General features: G+C 44.6%; 15 protein-coding genes and 1 tRNA gene. 15 read left to right on the forward strand and 1 reads right to left on the reverse strand.

Annotation, left to right across the window (positions count from 1 at the left end):
• Nucleotides 1-6 precede the first annotated feature (6 nt).
• From CIK96_RS10960 to CIK96_RS11030, 15 genes are all read left to right on the forward strand, one after another.
• Nucleotides 7-927, forward strand: a complete 921-nt coding sequence (locus tag CIK96_RS10960) for a site-specific tyrosine recombinase (RefSeq protein ID WP_094434997.1) — start codon at nt 7-9, stop codon at nt 925-927.
• A 94-nt stretch (nt 928-1,021) separates the two neighbouring features.
• Nucleotides 1,022-2,281 (forward strand): methionine adenosyltransferase, encoded by a 1,260-nt coding sequence (metK, locus tag CIK96_RS10965; RefSeq protein ID WP_094440593.1) that lies wholly within the window; start codon nt 1,022-1,024, stop codon nt 2,279-2,281.
• A 9-nt stretch (nt 2,282-2,290) separates the two neighbouring features.
• Entirely contained in the window at nt 2,291-3,319 is a 1,029-nt protein-coding gene (locus CIK96_RS10970) for a DUF4271 domain-containing protein (protein ID WP_094435001.1), read from the forward strand.
• Nucleotides 3,320-3,326: 7 nt separating this feature from the next.
• The gene (locus tag CIK96_RS10975; protein ID WP_094440594.1) at nt 3,327-4,076 is read left to right on the forward strand and encodes a uroporphyrinogen-III synthase; all 750 of its coding nucleotides are present in this window, start codon (nt 3,327-3,329) and stop codon (nt 4,074-4,076) included.
• Nucleotides 4,077-4,169: 93 nt separating this feature from the next.
• A complete protein-coding gene (locus CIK96_RS10980; RefSeq protein ID WP_094390947.1) occupies nt 4,170-4,562 on the forward strand; it encodes a ribonuclease P protein component in 393 nt (130 codons plus the stop codon).
• 2 nt (nt 4,563-4,564) lie between these two features.
• Nucleotides 4,565-4,816, forward strand: coding sequence for a membrane protein insertion efficiency factor YidD (gene yidD / locus CIK96_RS10985; RefSeq protein ID WP_094391030.1), 252 nt, complete (start codon nt 4,565-4,567; stop codon nt 4,814-4,816).
• Between the two features lie 53 nt (nt 4,817-4,869).
• Nucleotides 4,870-6,165 carry a tyrosine--tRNA ligase gene (gene tyrS, locus CIK96_RS10990; protein WP_094390946.1) on the forward strand — a complete coding sequence of 432 codons (1,296 nt, stop codon included), beginning with the start codon at nt 4,870-4,872 and terminating at the stop codon, nt 6,163-6,165.
• 70 nt (nt 6,166-6,235) lie between these two features.
• Nucleotides 6,236-6,306: transfer RNA gene (locus CIK96_RS10995), tRNA-Gln, on the forward strand.
• A gap of 1,417 nt (nt 6,307-7,723) precedes the next feature.
• The gene (locus CIK96_RS11000; protein WP_094390240.1) at nt 7,724-8,299 is read left to right on the forward strand and encodes a DUF3575 domain-containing protein; all 576 of its coding nucleotides are present in this window, start codon (nt 7,724-7,726) and stop codon (nt 8,297-8,299) included.
• Nucleotides 8,300-8,318: 19 nt separating this feature from the next.
• Nucleotides 8,319-9,641, forward strand: coding sequence for a DUF3868 domain-containing protein (locus CIK96_RS11005; protein WP_158214862.1), 1,323 nt, complete (start codon nt 8,319-8,321; stop codon nt 9,639-9,641).
• 34 nt (nt 9,642-9,675) lie between these two features.
• Complete coding sequence (locus tag CIK96_RS11010; protein WP_094390238.1) at nt 9,676-11,400, forward strand: Mfa1 family fimbria major subunit; 1,725 nt, start codon at nt 9,676-9,678, stop codon at nt 11,398-11,400.
• A gap of 124 nt (nt 11,401-11,524) precedes the next feature.
• Nucleotides 11,525-12,508 (forward strand): FimB/Mfa2 family fimbrial subunit, encoded by a 984-nt coding sequence (locus CIK96_RS11015; RefSeq protein WP_158214863.1) that lies wholly within the window; start codon nt 11,525-11,527, stop codon nt 12,506-12,508.
• 114 nt (nt 12,509-12,622) lie between these two features.
• Nucleotides 12,623-13,609 (forward strand): DUF4906 domain-containing protein, encoded by a 987-nt coding sequence (locus CIK96_RS11020; protein ID WP_094440596.1) that lies wholly within the window; start codon nt 12,623-12,625, stop codon nt 13,607-13,609.
• Between the two features lie 5 nt (nt 13,610-13,614).
• The gene (locus tag CIK96_RS11025) at nt 13,615-14,961 is read left to right on the forward strand and encodes a DUF4906 domain-containing protein (RefSeq protein WP_144007259.1); all 1,347 of its coding nucleotides are present in this window, start codon (nt 13,615-13,617) and stop codon (nt 14,959-14,961) included.
• 130 nt (nt 14,962-15,091) lie between these two features.
• Nucleotides 15,092-20,350, forward strand: coding sequence for a T9SS type A sorting domain-containing protein (locus CIK96_RS11030; RefSeq protein WP_094440598.1), 5,259 nt, complete (start codon nt 15,092-15,094; stop codon nt 20,348-20,350).
• A 453-nt stretch (nt 20,351-20,803) separates the two neighbouring features.
• Here CIK96_RS11030 and CIK96_RS11035 read toward each other — a convergent pair whose 3' ends face one another.
• On the reverse strand, nt 20,804-22,075 hold the full coding sequence (locus CIK96_RS11035) for an ATP-binding protein (protein WP_094435018.1): 1,272 nt from the start codon (nt 22,073-22,075) through the stop codon (nt 20,804-20,806).
• Nucleotides 22,076-22,516 lie beyond the last annotated feature (441 nt).

A 22,516-nucleotide genomic window follows, 5' to 3' on the forward strand; every position in this document is an offset into this window, starting at 1 on the left:
TTGTGAATGAATATGAAGAAAAATAGCAAAGACTACGTACGTCCATACTTGCGTTTCCTGAGGTTGCAACGCGGACTTTCCGACAATACGCTCGATGCCTATGAGCGCGATTTGCAGAAGTTGTTGGGCTATCTGCGCGATGAAAACAAAGATGTGTTTGACGTGCAGTTGCCCGACCTGCAACATTTCGCTGCGACACTCCACGATATCGGCATCGGGCCACGCTCCCAGTGTCGCATACTTTGTGGGGTGCGATCCTTCTTTCGGTTCATGCAGACCGACGGTTGGCGTGACGACGATCCGTCGGAACTGTTGGAGAGTCCGGTGCTCGGCACTCATCTGCCAGAGGTACTCTCCACCCGTGAGGTGGATATGCTCAAGGCAAGCATAGACCTCACCAAATGGGAAGGGCAGCGCAATAGGGCGATTATCGAAACGCTCTTTTCCTGCGGACTGCGTGTCAGCGAACTCGTCACACTCAAGCTCAGCAACCTCTTCATACAAGAGCGCTACATCAGAGTGGTGGGCAAAGGATCTAAAGAGCGTCTCGTACCCATCTCGCAGAAAGCCCTCGACGAAATTGAATTTTGGTTTGCCGACCGTCGGCAGATGAATATCAAGCCCGGCGAGGAAGATTATGTGTTCCTCAACCGACGTGGGGCGCATCTCACCCGAACCATGATACTCATCATGATCAAGCGCCAGGCTGTGGCTGCCGGTATTCAGAAAACCATCTCTCCCCATACCCTTCGACATTCGTTTGCTACGGCATTGCTGGAAGGAGGTGCCGATTTGCGTGCCATACAAATGATGATGGGCCACGAATCCATAGCCACCACCGAGATTTATACCCATGTGGATATGAGTACGCTACGCCAGCAGATATTGGAACATCATCCGCGTAACGTCAAAAACGAGGTTAAATAGGTATAAATGCTTGCAGAACACCGCCGTTTTATTTTGTCATATCCCGAAATCTGCGTAACTTTGCAGCCGAAAACAAAAATATAAGAAGATAAACATGTCATACCTTTTCTCATCAGAATCAGTATCTGAAGGCCATCCCGATAAGGTGGCTGACCAAATCAGTGACGCCATACTCGACCAGTTTCTGGCTTACGACGAGCATGCTCGTGTGGCTTGCGAAACCTTTGTAACTACCGGACAGGTGGTTATCATGGGTGAGGTTAGAAGCCGTGAATATATTGACTTGCAGACCATTGCCCGCAATACCATCAAGAAAATCGGCTATACCAAGGCCGAATATCAGTTTGACGGAGACTCCTGCGGCGTGCTTACCGCCATCCACGAACAGAGCGACGACATCAACCGTGGTGTTGACCGTGAGGATGACGAAGACCAAGGCGCCGGCGACCAAGGCATGATGTTTGGCTATGCAACCAACGAAACAGAGAACTACATGCCTGTTTCGCTCGACCTCTCACATCTTATCGTAAGCACTTTGGCTGATATTCGTCGCGAAGGAAAGGAGATGACTTATCTCCGCCCCGACTCTAAGAGTCAGGTGACCGTACAGTATAGCGACGACGGAACACCCGAACGCATCGATACCATCGTCGTTTCAACCCAGCACGATGAGTTTGACGATGACGACGAGCGCATGCTTGCCACAATCAAGGCTGATGTGCTCAACATCCTCATACCACGCGTTAAAGCACAGATCAAGAGCGAGAAGGTGCTCAAGCTCTTCGACGATCAGATCAAGTACTACGTCAACCCAACGGGTAAGTTTGTTATCGGTGGTCCTCATGGAGATACCGGACTTACCGGTCGTAAGATCATTGTAGATACTTACGGAGGTAAGGGTGCACACGGTGGCGGTGCTTTCTCTGGTAAAGACTCTTCTAAGGTCGATCGTTCTGCTGCCTATGCCGCACGCCATATCGCTAAGAACATGGTGGCTGCCGGAGTAGCCGACGAGATGTTGGTACAGGTGAGCTATGCCATCGGTGTGGCACGTCCGATGAATATCTACGTCAATACTTACGGTCGTTCACGTGTGAATATGACCGACAGCGAGATAGCACAGCGTATCGAGAAACTGTTTGACCTGCGTCCAAAAGCCATCGAGCGCCAGTTGAAGTTGCGCCAGCCCATGTATCTGGAGACCGCAGCCTATGGTCACATGGGACGTCATCCCGAAGTGGTGAAGAAAACCTTTACCAGTCGTTATCATGAGACAAAAACCATCGATGTAGAGCTCTTCACTTGGGAAAAGCTCGATCGGGTAGAGGATATCAAACGCGAATTCGCACTTTAATTCTATTCCGTGCAACAGGCAGACAGCATTGCGCATAGTCAACATACGGCACATGCCGACACTGCGTCGGCAACTGGTGCTGCACCCGTGCGCCAACTGACACCGGCTCAGGTGCTCAGATGGTTGCCTCGCAATGCTACGCCTGCTCAGCAGGACTCTGCCATTCAAGCCCATTTCAAGCCGGCACCCATCCGATGGAGTACGCGCCCCGACACCCTGCATCTGCCGGGACATGATGCGGGTCACGATCTGTTGAAGGCAGAACTCCCGCAGTATTATCGCGAAGGATTCTTCTCCCACAATGCCATGTTCCACCCCGAACTCTCCGGTGGACGTATCGGCATTGCCGGTTCACCCGTGCCCTACAGCATCCATAACGATGACCTCATCACCTCTATGCTGGTGGTATGTTTCCTGGCTGCCGTTGTGGCATTCTCCCATGCCCGTCGTTTCGTGGCTCGCCAATTCAAAGCGTTCTTCTATCGACCTGCCGAAGGAATCACCGAGGTGAAGGAGACAAGTAGTGAGATGCGCTTCCAGTTTTTCTTAGGATTAGTCACCAGCCTGTTAGTGGCACTGGTGTGCTATTTCTATACGCTAAACTTTATCGGCACCACCTTCACACTTCAGTCCAACTACCAACTCATAGCCATCTTCTTTGGATTGACAGTGGCATATTTCACAGGTAAGCTCCTCCTTAGTACGTGGGTCAATCTGGTGTTCTTTGGAAAGAAAAAAAATGAACAATGGATAAAGTCCTCCTTGTTTCTTTTATCGGTAGAAGGAGTGCTTTTGTTCCCTGTCGTGTTGCTGCATGCCTATTTCGGCCTAAGTCCGGAAACCAGCATTACGTGCGTTGCTGTCGTGGCCATTTTGGTTAAAATCATGTCGCTCAGTAAGTGTCTGACCATCTTTTTCAATAGAAAACTCGTTAATTTGCAATTTTTTTTGTACTTTTGCACCCTTGAAATAGTACCGTTGCTTGTTTTTTGGAGTATAGCGGTATTCATAGGAAATTATCTGCAAATAAATTTTTAGGACACCGATGATCAAGAAGATTCTCATTTCGCAACCGAAACCAATAAGTGAAAAATCGCCATATTTTGATATTGCGGAAAAATATAACGTAGAGTTTGTATTCCGTCCTTTCATCAAGGTTGAAGGACTGGAACCTAAAGAGTTTCGTGCGCAGAAAATAAACATTCTCGATTTTACGGCAATTGTTTTCACTTCACGTCACGCCATCGACAATTTCTTCACGCTGGCAAAGCAGATGCGTATCACCATTCCTGAAGATATGAAATATTTCTGTGTGACAGAGACAATATCGCTGTATATACAGAAATACGTGCAGTATCGCAAGCGCAAAGTGTTCTTCGGAAATACTGGAAAGATTGACGATTTGCTGCCTACAATGGTTAAGCACAAGACAGAGAAATATCTTGTACCAATGAGTGATGTAAACAGTGGATCGGTAGCTAAGTTGCTGGAGTCGAAAAAACTGCAGCATCGCGAGTGCGTGATGTATCGCACCGTGAGCAACGACTTTACCGAACAGGAAGCAAAAGACTTCGATTACGATATGTTGGTGTTCTTCAGTCCTTCGGGAATTGAGTCACTCACCAAGAATTTTCCCAGCTTCGATCAGGGAAAAGTGGCTATCGCAACCTTCGGCCCTGCTACAGCCAAGGCTGCTCAGGATGCTGGATTGCGCGTCGACTTGGAAGCTCCTTCAAAGCAATATCCCTCAATGACTGGTGCACTTCAACACTATCTGGAAGAGCACAAAGGCTAACTGCGCAACATTGCGCTATCCCAATGGCGAGGTCTTATCCGTTAGTGGATGACCGAGCCTCTATATATAAATAAGGTATAGACAGATATCACCATGGCTACCCATACGCTCAACAAGCAAGAGCGGTTGTGTGGATTGCGACTCACAGAACAACTCTTCGACAGGGCAGGCAGCCGCTCTGTGGCTTCATTCCCTATCAGGGCAGTCTGGAGAGAGACTGAACGCCACGAGGGCGAACCGCCTGTCAAGGTACTGATGAGCGTATCTAAACGCCATTTCAAACGGGCCGTCAAGCGTAATCGCGTCAAACGACAGTTGCGCGAAGCATACCGACTCAATAAGCAAATTATTGTTGAGGCTGTAGAACAGCAGTCGGGGCGTGCACTGATGGTGGGATTTGTATGGCTTGCCGACGAACTCTTCCCTTCTGAGGTGGTGGCAGAGAAGATAAACAAACTGTTGAACCGCATAGCAGAGAAATTATGAAGATGCAGTGGGTACGTCGTCTGATAAAGATTATATCGCGCATCTTGGTGTGGTTGTTGCTGCTACCCATCCGTTTCTATCAGGTGGCTATCACACCATATACACCGCCGTCATGCCGATTCACACCCACTTGCAGCGAATATGCACGTCAGGCACTCATCAAGCATGGCCCTGTCAAAGGACTTGCACTTGCCATTTGGCGCATCCTCAGATGCAATCCATGGGGCGGTTCGGGTTATGACCCCGTGCCGTGAACCATGCCCACAACTTGAAACAACATACAGGAAATCTAAAAACAATATAGTATATGAAGAACTTTGTAGAAGAACTTCGCTGGCGCGGAATGCTGGCACAGATGATGCCTGGCACAGAAGAACTGCTCCAGAAAGAAATGGTTTCGGCATACTTGGGTACTGACCCTACTGCCGATTCGTTACACATCGGTCACCTCTGTGGTATCATGATGTTGCGCCATTTGCAGCGTTGCGGCCACAAACCATTCATCTTGGTGGGTGGAGCTACCGGTATGATTGGCGACCCTTCAGGTAAGAGTCAGGAGCGCAATCTGCTGAACAATGAGACACTCTATCACAATCAGGAGTGCATCAAAGCACAGGTGGCTAAGTTTCTCGACTTCGATTCTAAAGAAGCAAATGCCGCCGAGATGGTCAACAACTACGATTGGATGAAGGACTTCACCTTCCTCGATTTCGCAAGAGAGGTGGGAAAGCACATTACCGTTAACTATATGATGGCTAAGGAAAGTGTGCAGCAACGTCTCAATGGAACTGCACGCGACGGACTGTCATTCACCGAATTCACCTATCAGTTGCTTCAGGGCTACGACTTCCTCTACCTCTATCAGCACAAAGGTGTGAAACTTCAGTTGGGTGGTAACGACCAATGGGGCAACATGACCACAGGTACAGAACTCATCCGCCGTACCCTTGGCAACGATGTGGAGACCTTTGCACTCACTTGCCCACTCATCACCAAGAGCGACGGTAAGAAGTTTGGTAAGACCGAGAGTGGTAACATCTGGCTCGATCCTAAGCGCACCACACCTTATAAGTTCTATCAGTTCTGGCTCAATGTGAGCGATGATGATGCGGAACGCTATATCAAAATCTTCACTTCACTGGAGAAGGAGGTGATCGATGCACTGGTCGAAGAACACAAACAGGACCCCGGTCGCCGTATTCTTCAGAAGCGTTTGGCAGAGGAAGTTACTGTCATGGTTCACTCGCAGGAGGCGCTTGACACCGCTATCGAGGCTTCGTCTATCCTTTTCGGTAAATCTACCAAGGAGAGCCTGGAGCGTCTCGACGAACAAACCTTCCTCGATGTATTCGACGGAGTTCCTCAGTTTGAGATTGGCAAAGACCAGTTGGGGCAGTCTGCCATCGAACTCTTTACCGTTGCAGCACCTGTATTCCCTTCAAAGGGCGAGATGCGCAAAATGGTTCAGGGAGGCGGTGTAAGTCTCAACAAGGAGAAGCTGACCGACCAGAATCGTCCTATTACAGCCGAAGATCTCATCGATGGAAAGTATCTTCTGGCACAGAAAGGTAAGAAGAACTACTATCTGTTGGTAGTAAAATAATATTTTTTGAAGGAAAAATTTGGTGGAACGCCAAATTTTGCGTACCTTTGCAGCCGCTAACGGGTATGTATGTCCTATGGTGTAATGGTAGCACAACAGGTTTTGGTTCTGTTTGTGGTGGTTCGAATCCGCCTAGGACAACATTCCAAGCCATAGCAAAAGGGCTGGACTCTCACAAATGAGTCCAGCCCTTTGCTATTGATTATTTCTGTTTCTAACTCGCAGAAAAAAGGTTATGTGCTTTTATGATAGGATAATCGAATGAGTTGTAAATGTTTGTGTTATATTATTTTGTTTTATCTGTAAATCAATTTTAATACAGTGGTCTTGTGCCGCCTTTTTGTTGGTTAAATATGGTTAGTTATTGTATGTGCTTGAACTGTAATTGGTTATAATGTGCGTCAGATGGCTTTCAGTGGATGTTGTGGCATGGGAAAATGGTCCGGTTGTGTTTCAGTTCAGGGGGTGACAACATGTGATGGGGTTTGAAAGGTTTTGTCGGATATTAATAGGTTCGCGCGCGAGCAGTTTCAGACTTTGTGTTGGTAAAAAGAGGTCATTACAGCCATTTGCTTTGTCTTGTGCTTAGGGTGTACCATCCAGTGGGTTGATTTGCAGCACGCGCCTTGTAAATGGCTGAAAACAGGCATAATGGTTGGAGGTTGTAGTTGGCAGATTGCTTTGTTTGCCTCTCGTCGCCGTTTCGATTGGCTCTCGTCGTCTTCTCGTCGTCATTTCGTTGTTTTTTCGCTGTTTTCTCGTTCGTTATTCGTTATGTCCTCGATCGGCTAACGAATAACGAACGAAAGCACAACGAGAGACGAACGAGGGACGAACGAGAAGTGATCGAGAAGCGAACGAAAAATGGCTGGGTGATGGATGAAATTTGCGATCAAATGTATGTATATCTTACCTTATATACCGTTTGTGGTGTTGAGATATATGAATGTCGTGATTTTTATGTCGCACACGAAATTTTTTTATCCACGGAACTATAAGCAAGGGAACTCCAAGCAAATATCTACAAGTAAAATTATACGTCCATTATACGAACCATATATTATACGTTCATTACACGAACATTAGCATGCCAACCTCCCCGACAAACTGCAATTTACACTTCTGTCACTCCATATTCTGGATGAACCTTTTCTAATTCGTCGCCGAGGCGGCGACGCTCCTCGTAGCTCATTACACGACAACAAAGTTTTTCGTTTTATCTGCCACCCTATCTTCCACCCTATAACCCACAGACATTCATCGTGTTACAGCGATATTTGCCCAAAGGCGGCAGATGGCAAATGAAAAATAACATAAAATTACAGACCTAACTCTTTTCTGTTTGCACAATTATTTGTAACTTTGCCCCAAGTTATAATAATAACTTATTTAACAACAAAATATAAAATAAATAACACACTTCAGACATAAAATAACAAAATACAAATAACCACCCCAAACACAACAACAGATAAAACAAAACAACTAAGGATTGAAGTATACCCCAACAAACACAAAAATAGAGGCATAGACACTCATATCCTGAATATGTATATTTATGAAAAAGTTGGCATTATTCATTGTTGTCATATTGTCAATGACAAGCTCGCAACTGTCCGCTCAGAATTTAGCCGTAAAGACAAACTTCCTTTACTGGGCTACTACCACACCTAATATCGGAGCCGAGGTTTCGATAGACAAGAATCATACAGCACAAATGTTTTTCGGACTAAACCCTTGGAAACAGTCGGGAGGCGACCATTCTACATTGCGTCATTGGTCGTTTACGCCCGAGTATAGATACTGGTTCTGCCAGAGTTTCAACGGTTGGTTTGTTGGAGCTCATCTCATGGGAGGTGAGTTTAACGTTAGTGGGGTAGACTTTCCCTTTGGATTGCTGTCCACACAGAAGAATCACCGCTATGAGGGATGGTTCATTGGCGGAGGCGTAAGCGGCGGATACCAATGGCCATTGTCAAGACATTGGAATCTTGAGACATCACTTGGTATAGGCTACGACTTTATAAAGTACGACAAATATAAATGTGGCACATGTGGCAGAAAACTTAAGAGCAGCCACACCAACTACTTTGGACCTACCAAGGCAGCACTATCGCTGATATATGTATTATAGAACAAAGCTGAAAAACGATATGAAACAGAACTTTCTTTACATATTGACATTTCTAACACTTGCCGTCAGTCCATGCCGAGGGCAAGAGTGCAAGGGTGTATCCATAGCCAACAGCAGCATAAAGGTGGAGAATGTAAGGGTGAGCCATATCGACAAGCAGCTTACGTTGTCGATGACCCTCAACCTCGACCAGCTGCAGATGCCCACCAACAACCAGTTTGTTCTTTCTCCATCCATAACAACTGCCGATGGCGATGTGGCTATGCCTAAGATTGTGGTAAACGGCAACCGACAGCACATTATGCAGCAGCGCAACCGCCACAACAATTATGGTGCTGATGCCTACATCGTGAAACGCACCAACGGCAAACCGCAGCAGATAGCCTATCTGCGCTCTGTTGCCTACGACAAGAAGTTTGTTGACTATAAGGTGCGTATTAACGAGGACCTTTGCGGATGTGGCGACAACCTTGCCAACAAACAATACGAACTGATGGAATATCGCCGACCAACTGCCAAGTTTGTAAGACCAGAGGTGGTGGCAGAGAAGATACGCGAGCTGGACAAGCGTGCCTACATCGACTTCCCAGTAAACCGCACCGAGCTTAACCCTCTGTACCGTCGCAATCCCGAACAGCTCGACAGTATAATACGAACTATCAACACGCTAAAGGAAGACAACAACCTAACGGTGTTGGCAGTGAATATCCACGGATTTGCATCGCCAGAGGGACGCTTCGACAACAACGACCGCCTTGCCAAGGAGCGTGCGCACACCCTTACACAGTATGTGCAGCGTATGGTGCAGCTCGACGAAGGCATCTTCACGGTGTCGCACACGGCAGAAGACTGGGACGGTCTGCGCAAGTTTGTAGCCGAGAGCAACATCGAGCACAAGCAGCAGATACTTGACCTTGCCAACGACACATCGCTAAAGGAAGACGAGCGCGAGGCTAAGATTAAGGCTGCATTTGCAGACGAGTACAAATTCCTTCTGGCTGTATGCTATCCAGCCCTGCGCCACTCCGACTACCATATTAAATATAAGGTGCGCCCATTCAATGTTGAGGAGGCCAAGGCTTTGGTAAAGACCCGACCACAATTGCTATCGCAAAACGAGATGTATATGGTGGCACAAACCTACGAGCCTGGCTCAAAGGAGTTTGGCGAGATAATGGAGATAGCGGTACGTATGTATCCTGACGATCCAACAGCCAACCTTAATGCAGCTTGCACACGTCTTAACGCAGGCGATGCCGAGGGTGCAAAGCCTTATCTTGACAAGGCTGGAGACAGCGAGGAGGCTAAGGCTGCCAGAAAAGTATACGAAGAGATTAAATAACATAATTAACATTGATAATTAAACTCAAAGTATTATGAAGATATTTAAATTTTTCCCTTTGGCATGCGCTGCATTGATGATGAGTGCATGTAGTTCGGACAACGACATCGAAGGTGGAGCAACAAAACCTGGTAGTGATCCGCAGTATCTCGCTGTGAACATTGTGAATGTGGGAACAACTCCTACCCGTGCCGGAGAGTATGAGAATGGAACTGAGGAGGAAAGCAAAATCAAAAAGGTGCGTTTCTACTTCTTCAATGGTGATGGTTCGCCTTATCTTATCAAGAATCCTAATGTTACAGGAGTAACAGGTAGTGGAAGCGTAAACTATCTTGAGGCTACCCCTGGTGACGATACCACTACTCCTGGCTCATCAGCAAATGTAGAGAAGATTACGCAAACCGTACTCGTAATCAATGGTGAGCAGAATGCTGCTCCTGCTGCTATTATGGCTGTTGTTAATCCAGAGACTGTTGAGCCTGCAACTCTCAAGAATGGCGCAACTATGAGATTGAGCGAACTTCGTAAAGCTGCAGTAGGTCAAAATTTCTACAAAAAGGATGCGTCTACGAGTGCTCTATCTGACTTTGTAATGAGCAACTCAGTATATGTAAATACAGGTGAAGATGTTTGTGCTTCGCTTGTTGCAGGTCATATAGCAACTTCGCAAGAAACTGCCATGACAAAGCCAGTAGACCTATATGTAGAGCGTGTTGTGGCTAAGGTTACTGCCAATGTTGATCTTAATGTCTTTGAGAAAGGTAATGGTACAAACTGGGATGCTACCCAATATGGTACAAAAACAGCTGTAGGCAAAATCGGAGCTTACGACGTTTATGCAGTTATCGATGGTTGGGGATTGGCTGACGAGAACGGTAAGGCTGAGATAGAAAAGCAGGTAAGCAAATCATGGACTGACGGAAATTTAGGCTTTAGCCCTTGGACAACATCCGACTATCACCGTTGTTTCTGGGAACAATCTGTAGCATTAGATGCAGGCATTGGCGGCAATCAGCCTGTTAATCATTTGTATAACGATTTTAAGGCCAAGATGAATGACGTATTGTACACATTGCCTAACACTCCAGACGCCACAATCACTAATGTATATGATAACAATGTGACAAAATTCTTGGTCGCAGCTACTCTTAAATACAAAGATGAGTATAACAATTGGCATTTAGCAGAGATATGTAGATATAATGGTGTGGAGTTTCTTGGAATAGACAACTTGAAGACGCAGGTGGCAAATACATTCTCGAAGTATTATACAAGTACTGATAATGGTTCTACATATACTCAGCTTGCTAAAGACGACATCACCTTTGCTGAGCCTACTACTTCTATGAAGAATTATCAAGTTACTCCAACTTTGGCACCCGACCCAGCAGGTGTTACTAAGAAGTATTACACCAAGACAACAAGTGGTACCACTCCTACTTTCACAGAAGTAGATAAGGCTACAGTATTGGCAGCCATTGGAGCAGATAAGGCAGAAATCAGAACAGAAGGTAAAGCATACTACTATGTTCCAGTAAGGCACCTTGGTACTGCAGGAACTCTTGGCGAATATGGTGTTGTGCGCAACCACTTCTACAAGATTACTTTGAATGGTATTAAAGGCTTTGGTACACCAGTATACAATCCTGATAAGGTTATTGACCCAACTGTGCCTTCTTACGATAATACATTTTTGGCTGCCCGCGTTCAGGTTTTGCAATGGCGCATAGTAAACCAGAATGTAAGCCTTGGCAAATAGTAAATATTAACAACTCTTTTTTTAGGCGGTATGGCTCTCACACATGGAGGGGGAGCCGTACCTCCTATATAATTCTCCCACAAAACAACGAATTATGATAAACTTGACGTATATATTGAACAAAATGAAAGTAGCATCCATGGCTATGCTATTGCCCATCATCGCATGCTCGTGCTCGATGATGCACGAAGACATGGGCGAATGTAAGCAAGAACTAAGGCTGAAGTTCAAATACGACAAGAATATGAAATTTGCCGATGCCTTCAGCTCACAGGTGAAGACACTATCGCTGCATGCTTACAACAAGAACGGAGAAATGGTTTTCGACAAAACGGAAGCTGTAAGCGACATAGAGGCTGCTGGAGGATACATTACTCTCGACATAAGGCCATGCGTATACTCGCTACAAGTATGGGCAGAGGGCGAAAACGTGTATGACGGTTCATACAAATATTCAACTAAAGGAAAGGCAGAAGAGGGTATTGAAAACCTGGACTGCAAGATAAACAGAGACGGAAGAAAGGTGGACCACGACCTTAACGCTCTGTATCACGGTATGATGGGAAACGTAGACCTGAGAATGGACGACTACGGGGTGAAGACGTTCACCATGCCGCTGACTAAGAATACCAACAACATAAAAGTGGTGATACAGAATGCCTCGGGCAAAAAGTTGAAAGCAAGCGACTTCAGCTTCGAGATTGACGACGACAACTCATGGCTTGATTGCTATAACGACAATATAAAAGAAGACTCGATAACTTATCGCCCATGGTCGCAATACGACGGCATTGTGGGCGCAGAAGAGAGCGAAACACAGGTGTCGGCAGTGGTGGCTGAGATGACTGTGAACAGACTGTTTGCAAACAAAAACCCACGACTAAAGGTTTATAACAACGAAAATGGAAAACTGGTGTTCAACATTCCGCTCGTAGACTATGCGCTGCTCGTTAAGGGCAACTACAACAAGGATATGACCGACCAAGACTATTTGGACCGCCAAGACGAATATAGCTTCGTATTCTTTGTAGACGACGGCATGAACTGGCTTAGCGCCTCGATATTCGTTAACTCATGGAGAGTGGTGTTGCAGAATGTAGACATGTAGGAATGTAAGAAACACGATACTTATTATCATAGAAAAAGATATCGACACTTGATGTTTTATCAAATTAAAAATATTATAATTAGAACAGTTATTGTGCCATTGCTGTGTGTGGCAATGACGGCATGTTCGGACGACGATGGCGTAGGCGCTATCGCCAAGAACGATGTGCGCGTCGCCTTCACAATGATGGTTGCCGACGCTGCATCTACACGTGCCGCAAACGAGGGGTGGGACAACTATGACCCTAAGCAAGCAGGCATAGAAGATGAGAATATGATTAACACCGACGACTTACGTATAGCCATTTGCGACGGTATGGGCAACATCATTGGAGATGTGGAGACTATAACGGTGACGCCAATGAGCGACCCTTCGGGTACTAAATATGCAATAACAGGAGTATGGAAGAACGCTAAAGACGATATTGCAAGGGCTAAGAAGATAATGATTGTGGCTAACTGCAATGCTACGAAACTAAGCACAATCGACCTACCCGACTTGACATACAACATAGATACTGAGACAAGGAAATATATACCTATGTGGGGTGTGGCAGCACTGCCAGCACTTACATTAGGCACACAAACAGACATGACAGAGCAGATATATTTGCTCAGAGCGATGGCGAAGGTGAAAGTGGAGATGCGCTCGGACATGGCATCGTATGGATATTCCATAGGTAGCATGCACATCAACAACTATAACACTCAAGGATATTGTTTGCCAAAGAACTATCAATCGGCAAATAAGACTCAGGAGATACGCTTCGACAATTCGCTAAACGTACTTGACAGCCGAGCGGCAAACATAGGATTGACGGATGGAAAAGCAACATACATACCAGAATACGACAATACCAGCACAGGGGCTACGCCATCGACAATAACCGTTGACCTGAACAGAAATGGTAAGCACGAAGGCACTTACACCCTGGAGTTTCGCAATTATGATACCGACGGCAAGCCTACAGGCACACCATACGATATTCAGCGCAACCACTACTATACATTCTTGATATACAAAGAGGACGGAAAAATCATTGTTAGCCTGCATGTAAGGAAATGGAATAAGCGCATATACGACGAAGATATAATAATGTAAAGAATATGAAGAATATTTTGCTTTCGATATTGACACTCATAGCAACTTTGATGTTTTGTGGCTGCTCGGCTGACACTAATGAAGAGTGGGCAGAGGAGAGCAAGCCTGTGAGCGTGCGCATAAATATTTTTGCATCTGCAGGCGGAGCTTTGTCACGAGGCAGCGGAGAGCTGGAATGGACCGACGACAATAGCGACAAGGGAGAGATGATGAAAAATTGCTTCGTCATTATCGTGCAGGACGGCATTATCAAGAATCTGCTTGTTAGCGAAGACTATACTGAGGAGAAAAGCTGGGTTGGAACGCTTACGGCAAAAATAAATCCAGGCGAGACTACTTTTTATTCGTTTGCCAATATAAAGCCGGAGGATGTGGGAATAGACTCGAAAATAGACTATTCCACCACCAACACTCCTCTACCTACAGGTTTTGACAGCAAGCTATATAGCGTGAAAGGCAATGTGCTTACGGCAGCCGACTTTCCGAAGGGAATACCTATGAGCAATAAGCAGACCATAGAGATAAAGAAGACTACTGCCGACCTGAATCTCGAAGTGATAAGAATGGTGGCTAAGGTGAAGCTGAAGATAACAAACGACACGCCAAACGAAATAAAGTTGAGGAGTGTGTCGCTAACAGATATTACCAAGAACGAGGCAAACAATCTGTATCTGCTGCCTGGCAGGGATAATGGCACAGCCGTGGAGCCAAATCTAAATCCATCGGCATCGAAGGAGGACTACGTGATAAATTTCAACCCTGAGGTGGTGGTGGAGGCAAAGACTACGACTCCGAAGATAATATCATTCTATGTGAACGAGTCGGTAGCAGAGAATCCAAACTATTTTGTAGTGGGCGTAAAGACCGACCATGCCACGATGAACCTACGTGCAGCACTATCAAAATGGAATACCATATCACGCAATGACTATTTGGAGATACCTATAAAGCTAAACAACTATAGAGTGAGATTTAAGGTGGAGCAATTTACAGCTATTGGCGTATTGCCCAAAGTGGAGCAAAACGACGAGAAGCTGACCATAAGATTTAAGAGCTATGGCGAATTTCATCTTATCCCTTATGTTGTGCGCTTAAGCGATGGCGTAGAGCTAACTCCGGGTACCGATAGCGAAAACGGATGGAGGTTTGATAGATGGCAAACGCAGAAGATGGTGCCAGATGGTGATGAGGGAGTATGTATTTACGACCGCATGCCTGTGGCTGTGCCATCACGAAAGACCATAGAGGGCGTGGTGGGCAATCGCAATGGCTATGCCATTCACCAGATACTGATAGGCATAAAGGATTTGGAGTATGCCATTCCGTACAGAGTGGAAATAATAAAAGAATAAATCTGCTTGATATAATATGATAAAGAAGTTTAGATATATATATGTATGCTTGATAGCGGTGTTGGCATGTTGTGTCAGCACAAGTGTTAGTGCCCAGAGTGTGTTTGCGCATTATAAAGGCGTGAATGACATGCCGTATATCAGAAATCCATATGGTATAGAGATGCAGCAGGTGCATGAGTATGAGTATACTTACTACGTAACGGGAGGTAGTGAGATAGACTTACCATTGCCGTTTGAAAATTATACTAAAGAACAAAATACAGACATCGAGCCTAAAGGCTACATCAGATGGTACGACTATAATACAGACATGGCTAATCCACGACTCTCTGTATATAACACTACAAACTTGAAAGAGGTCAATGACAATAACGACAAAGCACGTGGATTGTTTGCATGGAAAAATAAGACAAATAGTGAACCTTTCGGTCCAAGCCGTAATAGAGTTGGTGTGAAGTATAAAGCGCCTACCGATGCCGATGACGCTACATGGAAAGGTGAGGATGTTGCATGTGATGTGAGCAAATATACCGACTTTGAACCTATGGTAAGTGGCAAAGACCAATACTTCACCCACGAGCCTACATTGCAGATACGCTATATCTTCCATATTCGCCCTGCAAAGGCTATGGCAGAGAATATTATAAAAACAACAGCTACCGACCTTCGCACCGCAGACTCTGACTTGACGATAGAGGACAACCGCCGTATTGTGTTTGGTGCAAAGGATGCTAATGCAAAAATGTCGGTACGTGTAAACTATAAGCCGAGCAATTATTTCTTTTATCCTCTAAAACCACAAGATGGTAAACAAAGGCATCTTCTCTCTTCGGACGAAGCGCATAGCATAAAACAAGCCGACTACGACAAGAGCACCCTATATAATGCCAATGGATTTGTATGGCTTGCCTATGACGAGACAAAGACAAAGTATACTGTGTTGATATCAAGTGGTACTGTACAATTGCACAATTTCACTTCCATGAACGTATTAATGAATAACGGAAATGGTTGGAAAAACTTAGATGGTACTCCTACTACGAAACCAAATATTACATTCGGTAGTATAGTGTATCTTGTGGCTTACGCCTACTATAATAATAACTCTATCAAAGCTCCAATAGCCAGTTTTGAGATTCTATATCAGAATACTTATCCCAAGACGATGAAGCAGCTGACAGATGATGGCGATAATGAGCGTACACTTGCCTATTTTGAATCGCATTATAAGCAAGTCACAAAGCCTATATCGTTTGACGACGATAACGACAAGCTTACCATGGTGGCTCCTACAGTAGAGAACAATATGGCACATTATGCCTCAAGATGGGACAGACGTGCATATAGCTTTGTATATCCAGAGCTGCGCGACTATGCTTGTCCTAATGGGAAGGCTTTAATACATGGCGAATATGGACTGTTTAAGAGTGCTAACTTGGCTGGTATTTCTGACAATTCAGTAACTTCAACTACAGGAAAGAAGTTGTACCAGTGGTGGAATTCTGCAGTTCTCCATGACCGTACACATGCAATTACTAACGGTAAGCAGTATGGATATTTCCTCTATGTGGATGCATCAGACGAAAGCCGACAGATAGCTTCTATCGACTTTAAGGCTGACTTATGCTCGGGAGCACGTCTTATATTCTCGGCTGCGGTTACTGACTTTACAGGTCCTAATGCTCCAGTACGACCTCAGGTGCTGTTCAAAATCTATGGCATCATAAAGGATGAGAACGACAAGGTGACTCATCAGCGACTGCTGACATCATTCACATCAGGCGACTTTGCCTCTAACACAAAGGGTGGACGACAGTTAGGTACTTGGTTTCAGGTGTATAGCCGAATAGTGATGAGAAAGAATATGGGAGTGGAAAACTATTCCGACTTCCGCATTGTGCTCGACAATATGTGTGCGAGTACTCAAGGTGCCGACTATGCCATTGACGATATTCGACTATATATTCAGCATGCAAAGGTGGACGTGCTGCAGAATCAGCCTGCTTGTCCTGATGCTAAGAGCGGAAGCATAGCAAACCACGAGATTACACTTAAAATAACTTCGCACTACGAAAATGTGCAGGCTATAACAGGTGTGGGCAAGGAGTCGAAGTTGTTTTATCGTATATCCGATATGGATGGCAAGCCGTTTGCGGGCATCGACTATAATGGCGACGGTACTGCCGACGAATATGGCGAGGTAACTATTCCTGCCAACTATGATGCTTCTTCTTCGGCGTTTGAGATAGACCCTGAGGGACATGTAATATTGGTGATTGACAACAGGCACTTCGATTTGCCTTTGGGAAAGAAGTTCTATGTTTCGGTGGCTTATCCTGATGCTGATGGCAATCCCGATGAATGGGGAAAGTTTACTGATGAATGCTCATCATATAGCGATGCGTTCAGCATTGTGCAGCAGAAGGTGGTTATATCTGATGCCAACGGAAGTGTGGTTACTACGGTGAGAGTGTCGTGCGACGGCAATAGTACACCTGATGTGGATATTAATGCAAAGCTTGAGACTGCCGACAAAGTGGGCGGTGGCTCTATCTTGCTTAATAACGTGAAGTTTGACTGGTTTGTGGGAACTCCAGATGGCGCAGACAATAAGTTTTCTTCTATCTCGGGGTTGCAGGAGGCATTAGGAAAATATCGCCTGAAGTTTCCTGATGCGACTTCTCTTAATGCAGCATTCCAAACATCTAATCCTGCCGACTACGACATACTTGATAAATATATCAAGGGCGTAGATGGCGAAGGAACATTGGTGCTTGCGGTAAGCAACAGTCTTACGGGGTATAAGTTTAAGCAGGTGGGAACCTATAAGATTGCGGCTGTTCCTATTAAAACTTCAATAAAGCAGGGAACCGTGACTTACGAAATATGTCCACAGCCTATGTACTTCACTATTCGTATTGTGGAGAATGGTCCGAAACTTATTCTTGGTTTCGACAATGTAGCTTATCCTACCGACGACCGTGCCATGCGCATCGGTTTGCCACAAATAAAGGAGATGCTGAAGAAGCCGGATAATGGCATGCTGATATTGCCGGTGGCTGATCTTAATAATGGAAATGACAAGAATGTTGAGATTGAGTTCCGTGATCAAAATGTATTTATCTCCGACACCAACGACCCTACTTTCAATACTGCATCTACGACAAAACAGATTGTTGGTATGTTGAAAGAAAAAACTTTGGCAACAGGAACAAAGACATTGGGACTGGTGTTTGGTGATAATGTCTTGGATATTCTGCATGAAGGATATTGGTATGAGCTGAACTTCTCGTATGAACTGCATAATAGTAGTTCGATAGCTGCATGTCCTGGCGATTTGTTCATAACGTTAAAGGTGGTGCCAGAGTATCTTACATGGTTTCCTTCAGTTGCAAACAAGCTTAATGCCAACTGGAACAACGACCTGAACTGGAAGAGATCTACGGCAGCAGAGCTATACGATAAAAAATATGAAGACTATGGTGAGGCTACTTATGGCAATCCGGTTAATGCAAAATTGACAAGACAACAGGCTTATACGCCAATGAAATTCTCGAAGGTTGTTATACCTGAAAACAAGTTGGTATATCCAGGACTTGGCAATATCGTTTATCGTGTGAGTAACGATATCGCTACGAAGTTGACAAACTTTAAGGGCGAGGAGGCTACATCGGGTATTGCATACGACTTTGTGGTGACATGGAACGACAATACTGCCGACCCTGACGACCATTCTACAGACGGCAACGGAACGTTTAAGTGTGAGACTTTCCATGGTAACCTCTGCGACCAGATATTCTTCAAGGCACAAGCTGAGCTGCTCAATCAGCCATACCTTATATATAATAAGGCTTTCGTGGAGAAGGAAGTGGAGAGCAACAAATGGAATCTCGTATCGACCCCAATGAAGAATATTTATGCTGGCGACTTCTTTGTGCCAAAAACAACAGGCAGGGAAGAATCGAAGACTGCTTTCTCGGCAATGAACTTCGATGGGACTTCTGATAATCGTGTGGCAGCCCCAGTGTATCAGCGCAATTGGGATAGTAATGCCACCCAGGTAGTAGATAGAGTTACTAATTATAAAGCTCATGACTATAATGGCACAAATATCAGCATTGATACTATTTCAGATGCTTCGATGAATGTTGAGTCGCTATATTGGAGCCATGTATACAATAAGCTGGACCAGAATTATTCTGAAGGCAAGGGCTTTGCTCTAAAGGCTGGCGACCAATATAAACAGTTGTCGGCAAAATGGCTATTCCGTCTGCCTAAGGAGGATGAGGAATATAAATACTTCAAACCAGATGGAGGGTATTCTGACTTGAATGTTCCTGTGCAAAAGCCTGAAAAGTATATGCTAAATGTGCCATACTCTAATGAGCCAAGTTTGCTGGGCGAAATCTCTCAGCCGCTCACAGACAACACTCATAGCAATAATCGCTACTACATAGTGGGCAACCCTTATACTGCTTCGCTTAGTATGTATCGATTCTTGAACGGAAATCCAAGTTTTGAGCGCAAGGTGTGGACGCTGGATAATGGAGTGCTGAATGCGCATAGCGTGCCAGAGGGTACATACAACCGCAGTCAAGATTATATCATTGAGCCAATGCAAGGCTTCTTTGTTAAGGTTAAGGAGGGCGAGACGGTTAGTCAAGCTAACTTTACTTTGATGATGACTACAGACCGCTGGATATCTGGTGGTACTGCTGTACAGGAACCTGCTGCAGTATATATCAATGTAGTTAATGATGATAATCTGTGTTCTACAGCTAAGGTTGTGGTTTGCAATGATGCCGACGACGAATTTGTTGATGATGAGGATGTTGAGTTGCTTAACAACTCTGATATTGAAGATGTTCCGCAAGTGTATACTGTCGCGGGCAATCAGGCTGTTGCTCTTAACAAACTCTCAAACATCAACTTCCTGCCGTTGGGCATCATTGCTAAGGTGGATGGAAATGTGATGAGTAATGGCGCAACTGTTAATGTTGAAATATCAGCAAACCGCTATGTTACTGATAAGCTGTTTGTGTTTGATGCCAAGATGGGAACTTTCACTCCTGCCGATGCTCCAATATCTATTATGGCGAATGAGCATGGTAGATACTACATCACCACATCGACTTACAACTTGAAGCAACATAATGATGAGGCTAATATCAAGTGTTTCTCGCCTAATAGCGGTACTATAACGGTGAGTTCACCTAATATAGCTATTGCTAATGTGCGTATATACAATTTCGAAGGCTTGCTCGTAACATCGGCTTTAGGCATTAATCAAGCATCTTGGACCAAGAATATTGGTTGTGGCTTGTATATTGTAAAGGCTGAAACTAAGGATGGACAGAGCAAGACATTCAAGCTAAGTGTAAGATAATACACCTATGCAGTGGGCTGTAAACACTAACATCGGAATACAATATCAATTTGCACCAAAGTTGACATTGTTTGTTGAGCCAACGCTGAATAGGTACATTCCGAATGGAAGCGAAGTCAAGAATACTTGGACAGAACGTCCATTTATATTGACTGACTTTTCGGTATTAGGCTCTCTTGGTAAGAAAGTATCATTTTGCATGCAGTCTTTATGAATGATCTGTATCTATATATACAGAAAAGTCAAAAATAAGATACAACTTTTTATTGATATTTCCTCGATTGGCCGTATTTTGTTTCCTCAGTTGGCCGTATTTTGTTTCCTCAGTTGGCTTGTTTTGTCGTGACTCAGCATAGTAAAAGCGCGCTCTTACTATGTCTTCGCTACTCCAAAACATCTTGCCGTAGGCTACCCCCAAAAATTAACATCTTACTCCTGCTTATTCATTTGGTTTTAATCTTTCAGGCATCCGATAGGAACCACATAAACCCCATCTTTTCTTCGATAAGCGAAATCGCCTGTTCCTGTAAGTACCATCATGAAAGATGGTTCATTCATTTTTTCTGTATTTATTTTACCCGCAAGAGTTAATAGATTTTCAGCACCCTCGTTGATGAGTTTATCACCCCCTAACTTAATTTCTATAAGTCCATATTTTCCATTGCGCAGATGTACTACGGCATCACATTCTAATCCGTTTTTGTCGCGATAATGATACACCTCTCCATCCAGCGCATCAGCAAAAACTCGTAAATCACGAACACATAGAGTCTCAAAAAAGAGTCCCATCGTGTTGAGGTCATTAATAAGATCTTTAGGGCCAAGTCCCAAAACAGCCGTTCCAATAGATGGGTCTATGAAGTAACGGGTATTCGCTGTACGGATAGCTGTCTTGGAGCGTAGGTTAGGATTCCAGGCTTCAGAGTCCTCTATTACAAAAATCTTACGTAACGTTTCCAGATAGTTACCTGCTGTTTTTACACTAATTTCATTTTCGTCATTTGTCATCATATCAGCCACAATCGTTCCGATGGTAGCTTGTGATCCTTGGTTTCTGGCGTATGAACGTAATAGCAATCTGGTTGTTGTAGCGTTGCGATTTACTCCATCCACTCGCGAAATATCTTTTTTGATGACTGCATCCACATAGTCGAAGGCTTGTTCCAACGCAGCTTCTGCTTGTAATCCACAAGCAAATGGCCAGCCACCACGACAAATCAGATATGCCAGATCGTCTATCTTCAGTTTGTTAACTGCAACAATTTTTTCTGGTGTTTCAAATAAATGTGCCAAACTTACTTTTCCATTTGATTCGCCAGACTCATAGAGACTCATTGGGCGCATAGTCAGCCAACAGAATCGCCCTGTTCCAGAATGTTGCATGTCTTTTTCATCTGCAGGAACTGCGGACCCAGTCAATACAAACTGTCCCACGTCATGGCGATGGTCAACCTCAAATCTGATGGCATCCCATAGTTTTGGTGCCAGTTGCCATTCGTCAATAAGTCTTGGTGTATCACCATCCAGCAAAACAGAAGCGTCAATCTCTGCCATTTGTAGATTAGTTTCCAATGAGGCAGGATTATCCATATACAAGATACTGTTTGCTTGTTGTTCTGCAGTGGTTGTCTTTCCACACCATTTTGGGCCTTCTATCAAGATAGCTCCCTTGCTTGCCAGTTTCTTGGTTAGCATTTGATCTGCGATTCTATGTTTGTATTCCATAGTTTCATATATTTGATATTTTGTGTGCAAAGATACAACTTTTTATTGATATTTCCTCGGTTGGCCGTATTTTGTTTCCTCAGTTGGCCGTATTTTATTTCCTCAGTTGGCTGTATTTTGTTTCCTTAGTTGGCGGAATAATGTCGCTATTAAAGATTTTATTGGGGGTTAGTTGCCTACGGCAAGATGTTTTGGAGTAGCGAAGACAGAGGGAAGCTCGGTTCACTCTGTTGAGTCACGCCAAAACAAACCATAGGTAAATCTTGGAGGAAATCTTTGAAAAAATCTATGGCCTATGGCCAGAAATCTATATTTAACGTGAGTTCGACGAAATATAAGTGTCTAAAAATTTGGTGATTAGCGAAAATTGTTGTAACTTTAAGGTGCTAAAAAATCAAAAGTTTACAAACAATAATCGCTATGATCACCGAGGACAAAGTT

This window comes from Prevotella sp. P4-98 (assembly GCF_002251405.1).
Lineage (GTDB): Bacteria > Bacteroidota > Bacteroidia > Bacteroidales > Bacteroidaceae > Prevotella.

Coding starts and splice junctions, on each gene's coding strand:
- CIK96_RS10960 (WP_094434997.1), top strand. CDS start 7: ATGAATATGAAGAAAAATAGCAAAGACTACGTACGTCCATACTTGCGT.
- metK (WP_094440593.1), top strand. CDS start 1,022: ATGTCATACCTTTTCTCATCAGAATCAGTATCTGAAGGCCATCCCGAT.
- CIK96_RS10975 (WP_094440594.1), top strand. CDS start 3,327: ATGATCAAGAAGATTCTCATTTCGCAACCGAAACCAATAAGTGAAAAA.
- CIK96_RS10980 (WP_094390947.1), top strand. CDS start 4,170: ATGGCTACCCATACGCTCAACAAGCAAGAGCGGTTGTGTGGATTGCGA.
- yidD (WP_094391030.1), top strand. CDS start 4,565: ATGCAGTGGGTACGTCGTCTGATAAAGATTATATCGCGCATCTTGGTG.
- tyrS (WP_094390946.1), top strand. CDS start 4,870: ATGAAGAACTTTGTAGAAGAACTTCGCTGGCGCGGAATGCTGGCACAG.
- CIK96_RS11000 (WP_094390240.1), top strand. CDS start 7,724: ATGAAAAAGTTGGCATTATTCATTGTTGTCATATTGTCAATGACAAGC.
- CIK96_RS11005 (WP_158214862.1), top strand. CDS start 8,319: ATGAAACAGAACTTTCTTTACATATTGACATTTCTAACACTTGCCGTC.
- CIK96_RS11010 (WP_094390238.1), top strand. CDS start 9,676: ATGAAGATATTTAAATTTTTCCCTTTGGCATGCGCTGCATTGATGATG.
- CIK96_RS11015 (WP_158214863.1), top strand. CDS start 11,525: ATGAAAGTAGCATCCATGGCTATGCTATTGCCCATCATCGCATGCTCG.
- CIK96_RS11020 (WP_094440596.1), top strand. CDS start 12,623: ATGACGGCATGTTCGGACGACGATGGCGTAGGCGCTATCGCCAAGAAC.
- CIK96_RS11025 (WP_144007259.1), top strand. CDS start 13,615: ATGAAGAATATTTTGCTTTCGATATTGACACTCATAGCAACTTTGATG.
- CIK96_RS11030 (WP_094440598.1), top strand. CDS start 15,092: ATGCCGTATATCAGAAATCCATATGGTATAGAGATGCAGCAGGTGCAT.
- CIK96_RS11035 (WP_094435018.1), bottom strand. CDS start 22,075: ATGGAATACAAACATAGAATCGCAGATCAAATGCTAACCAAGAAACTG.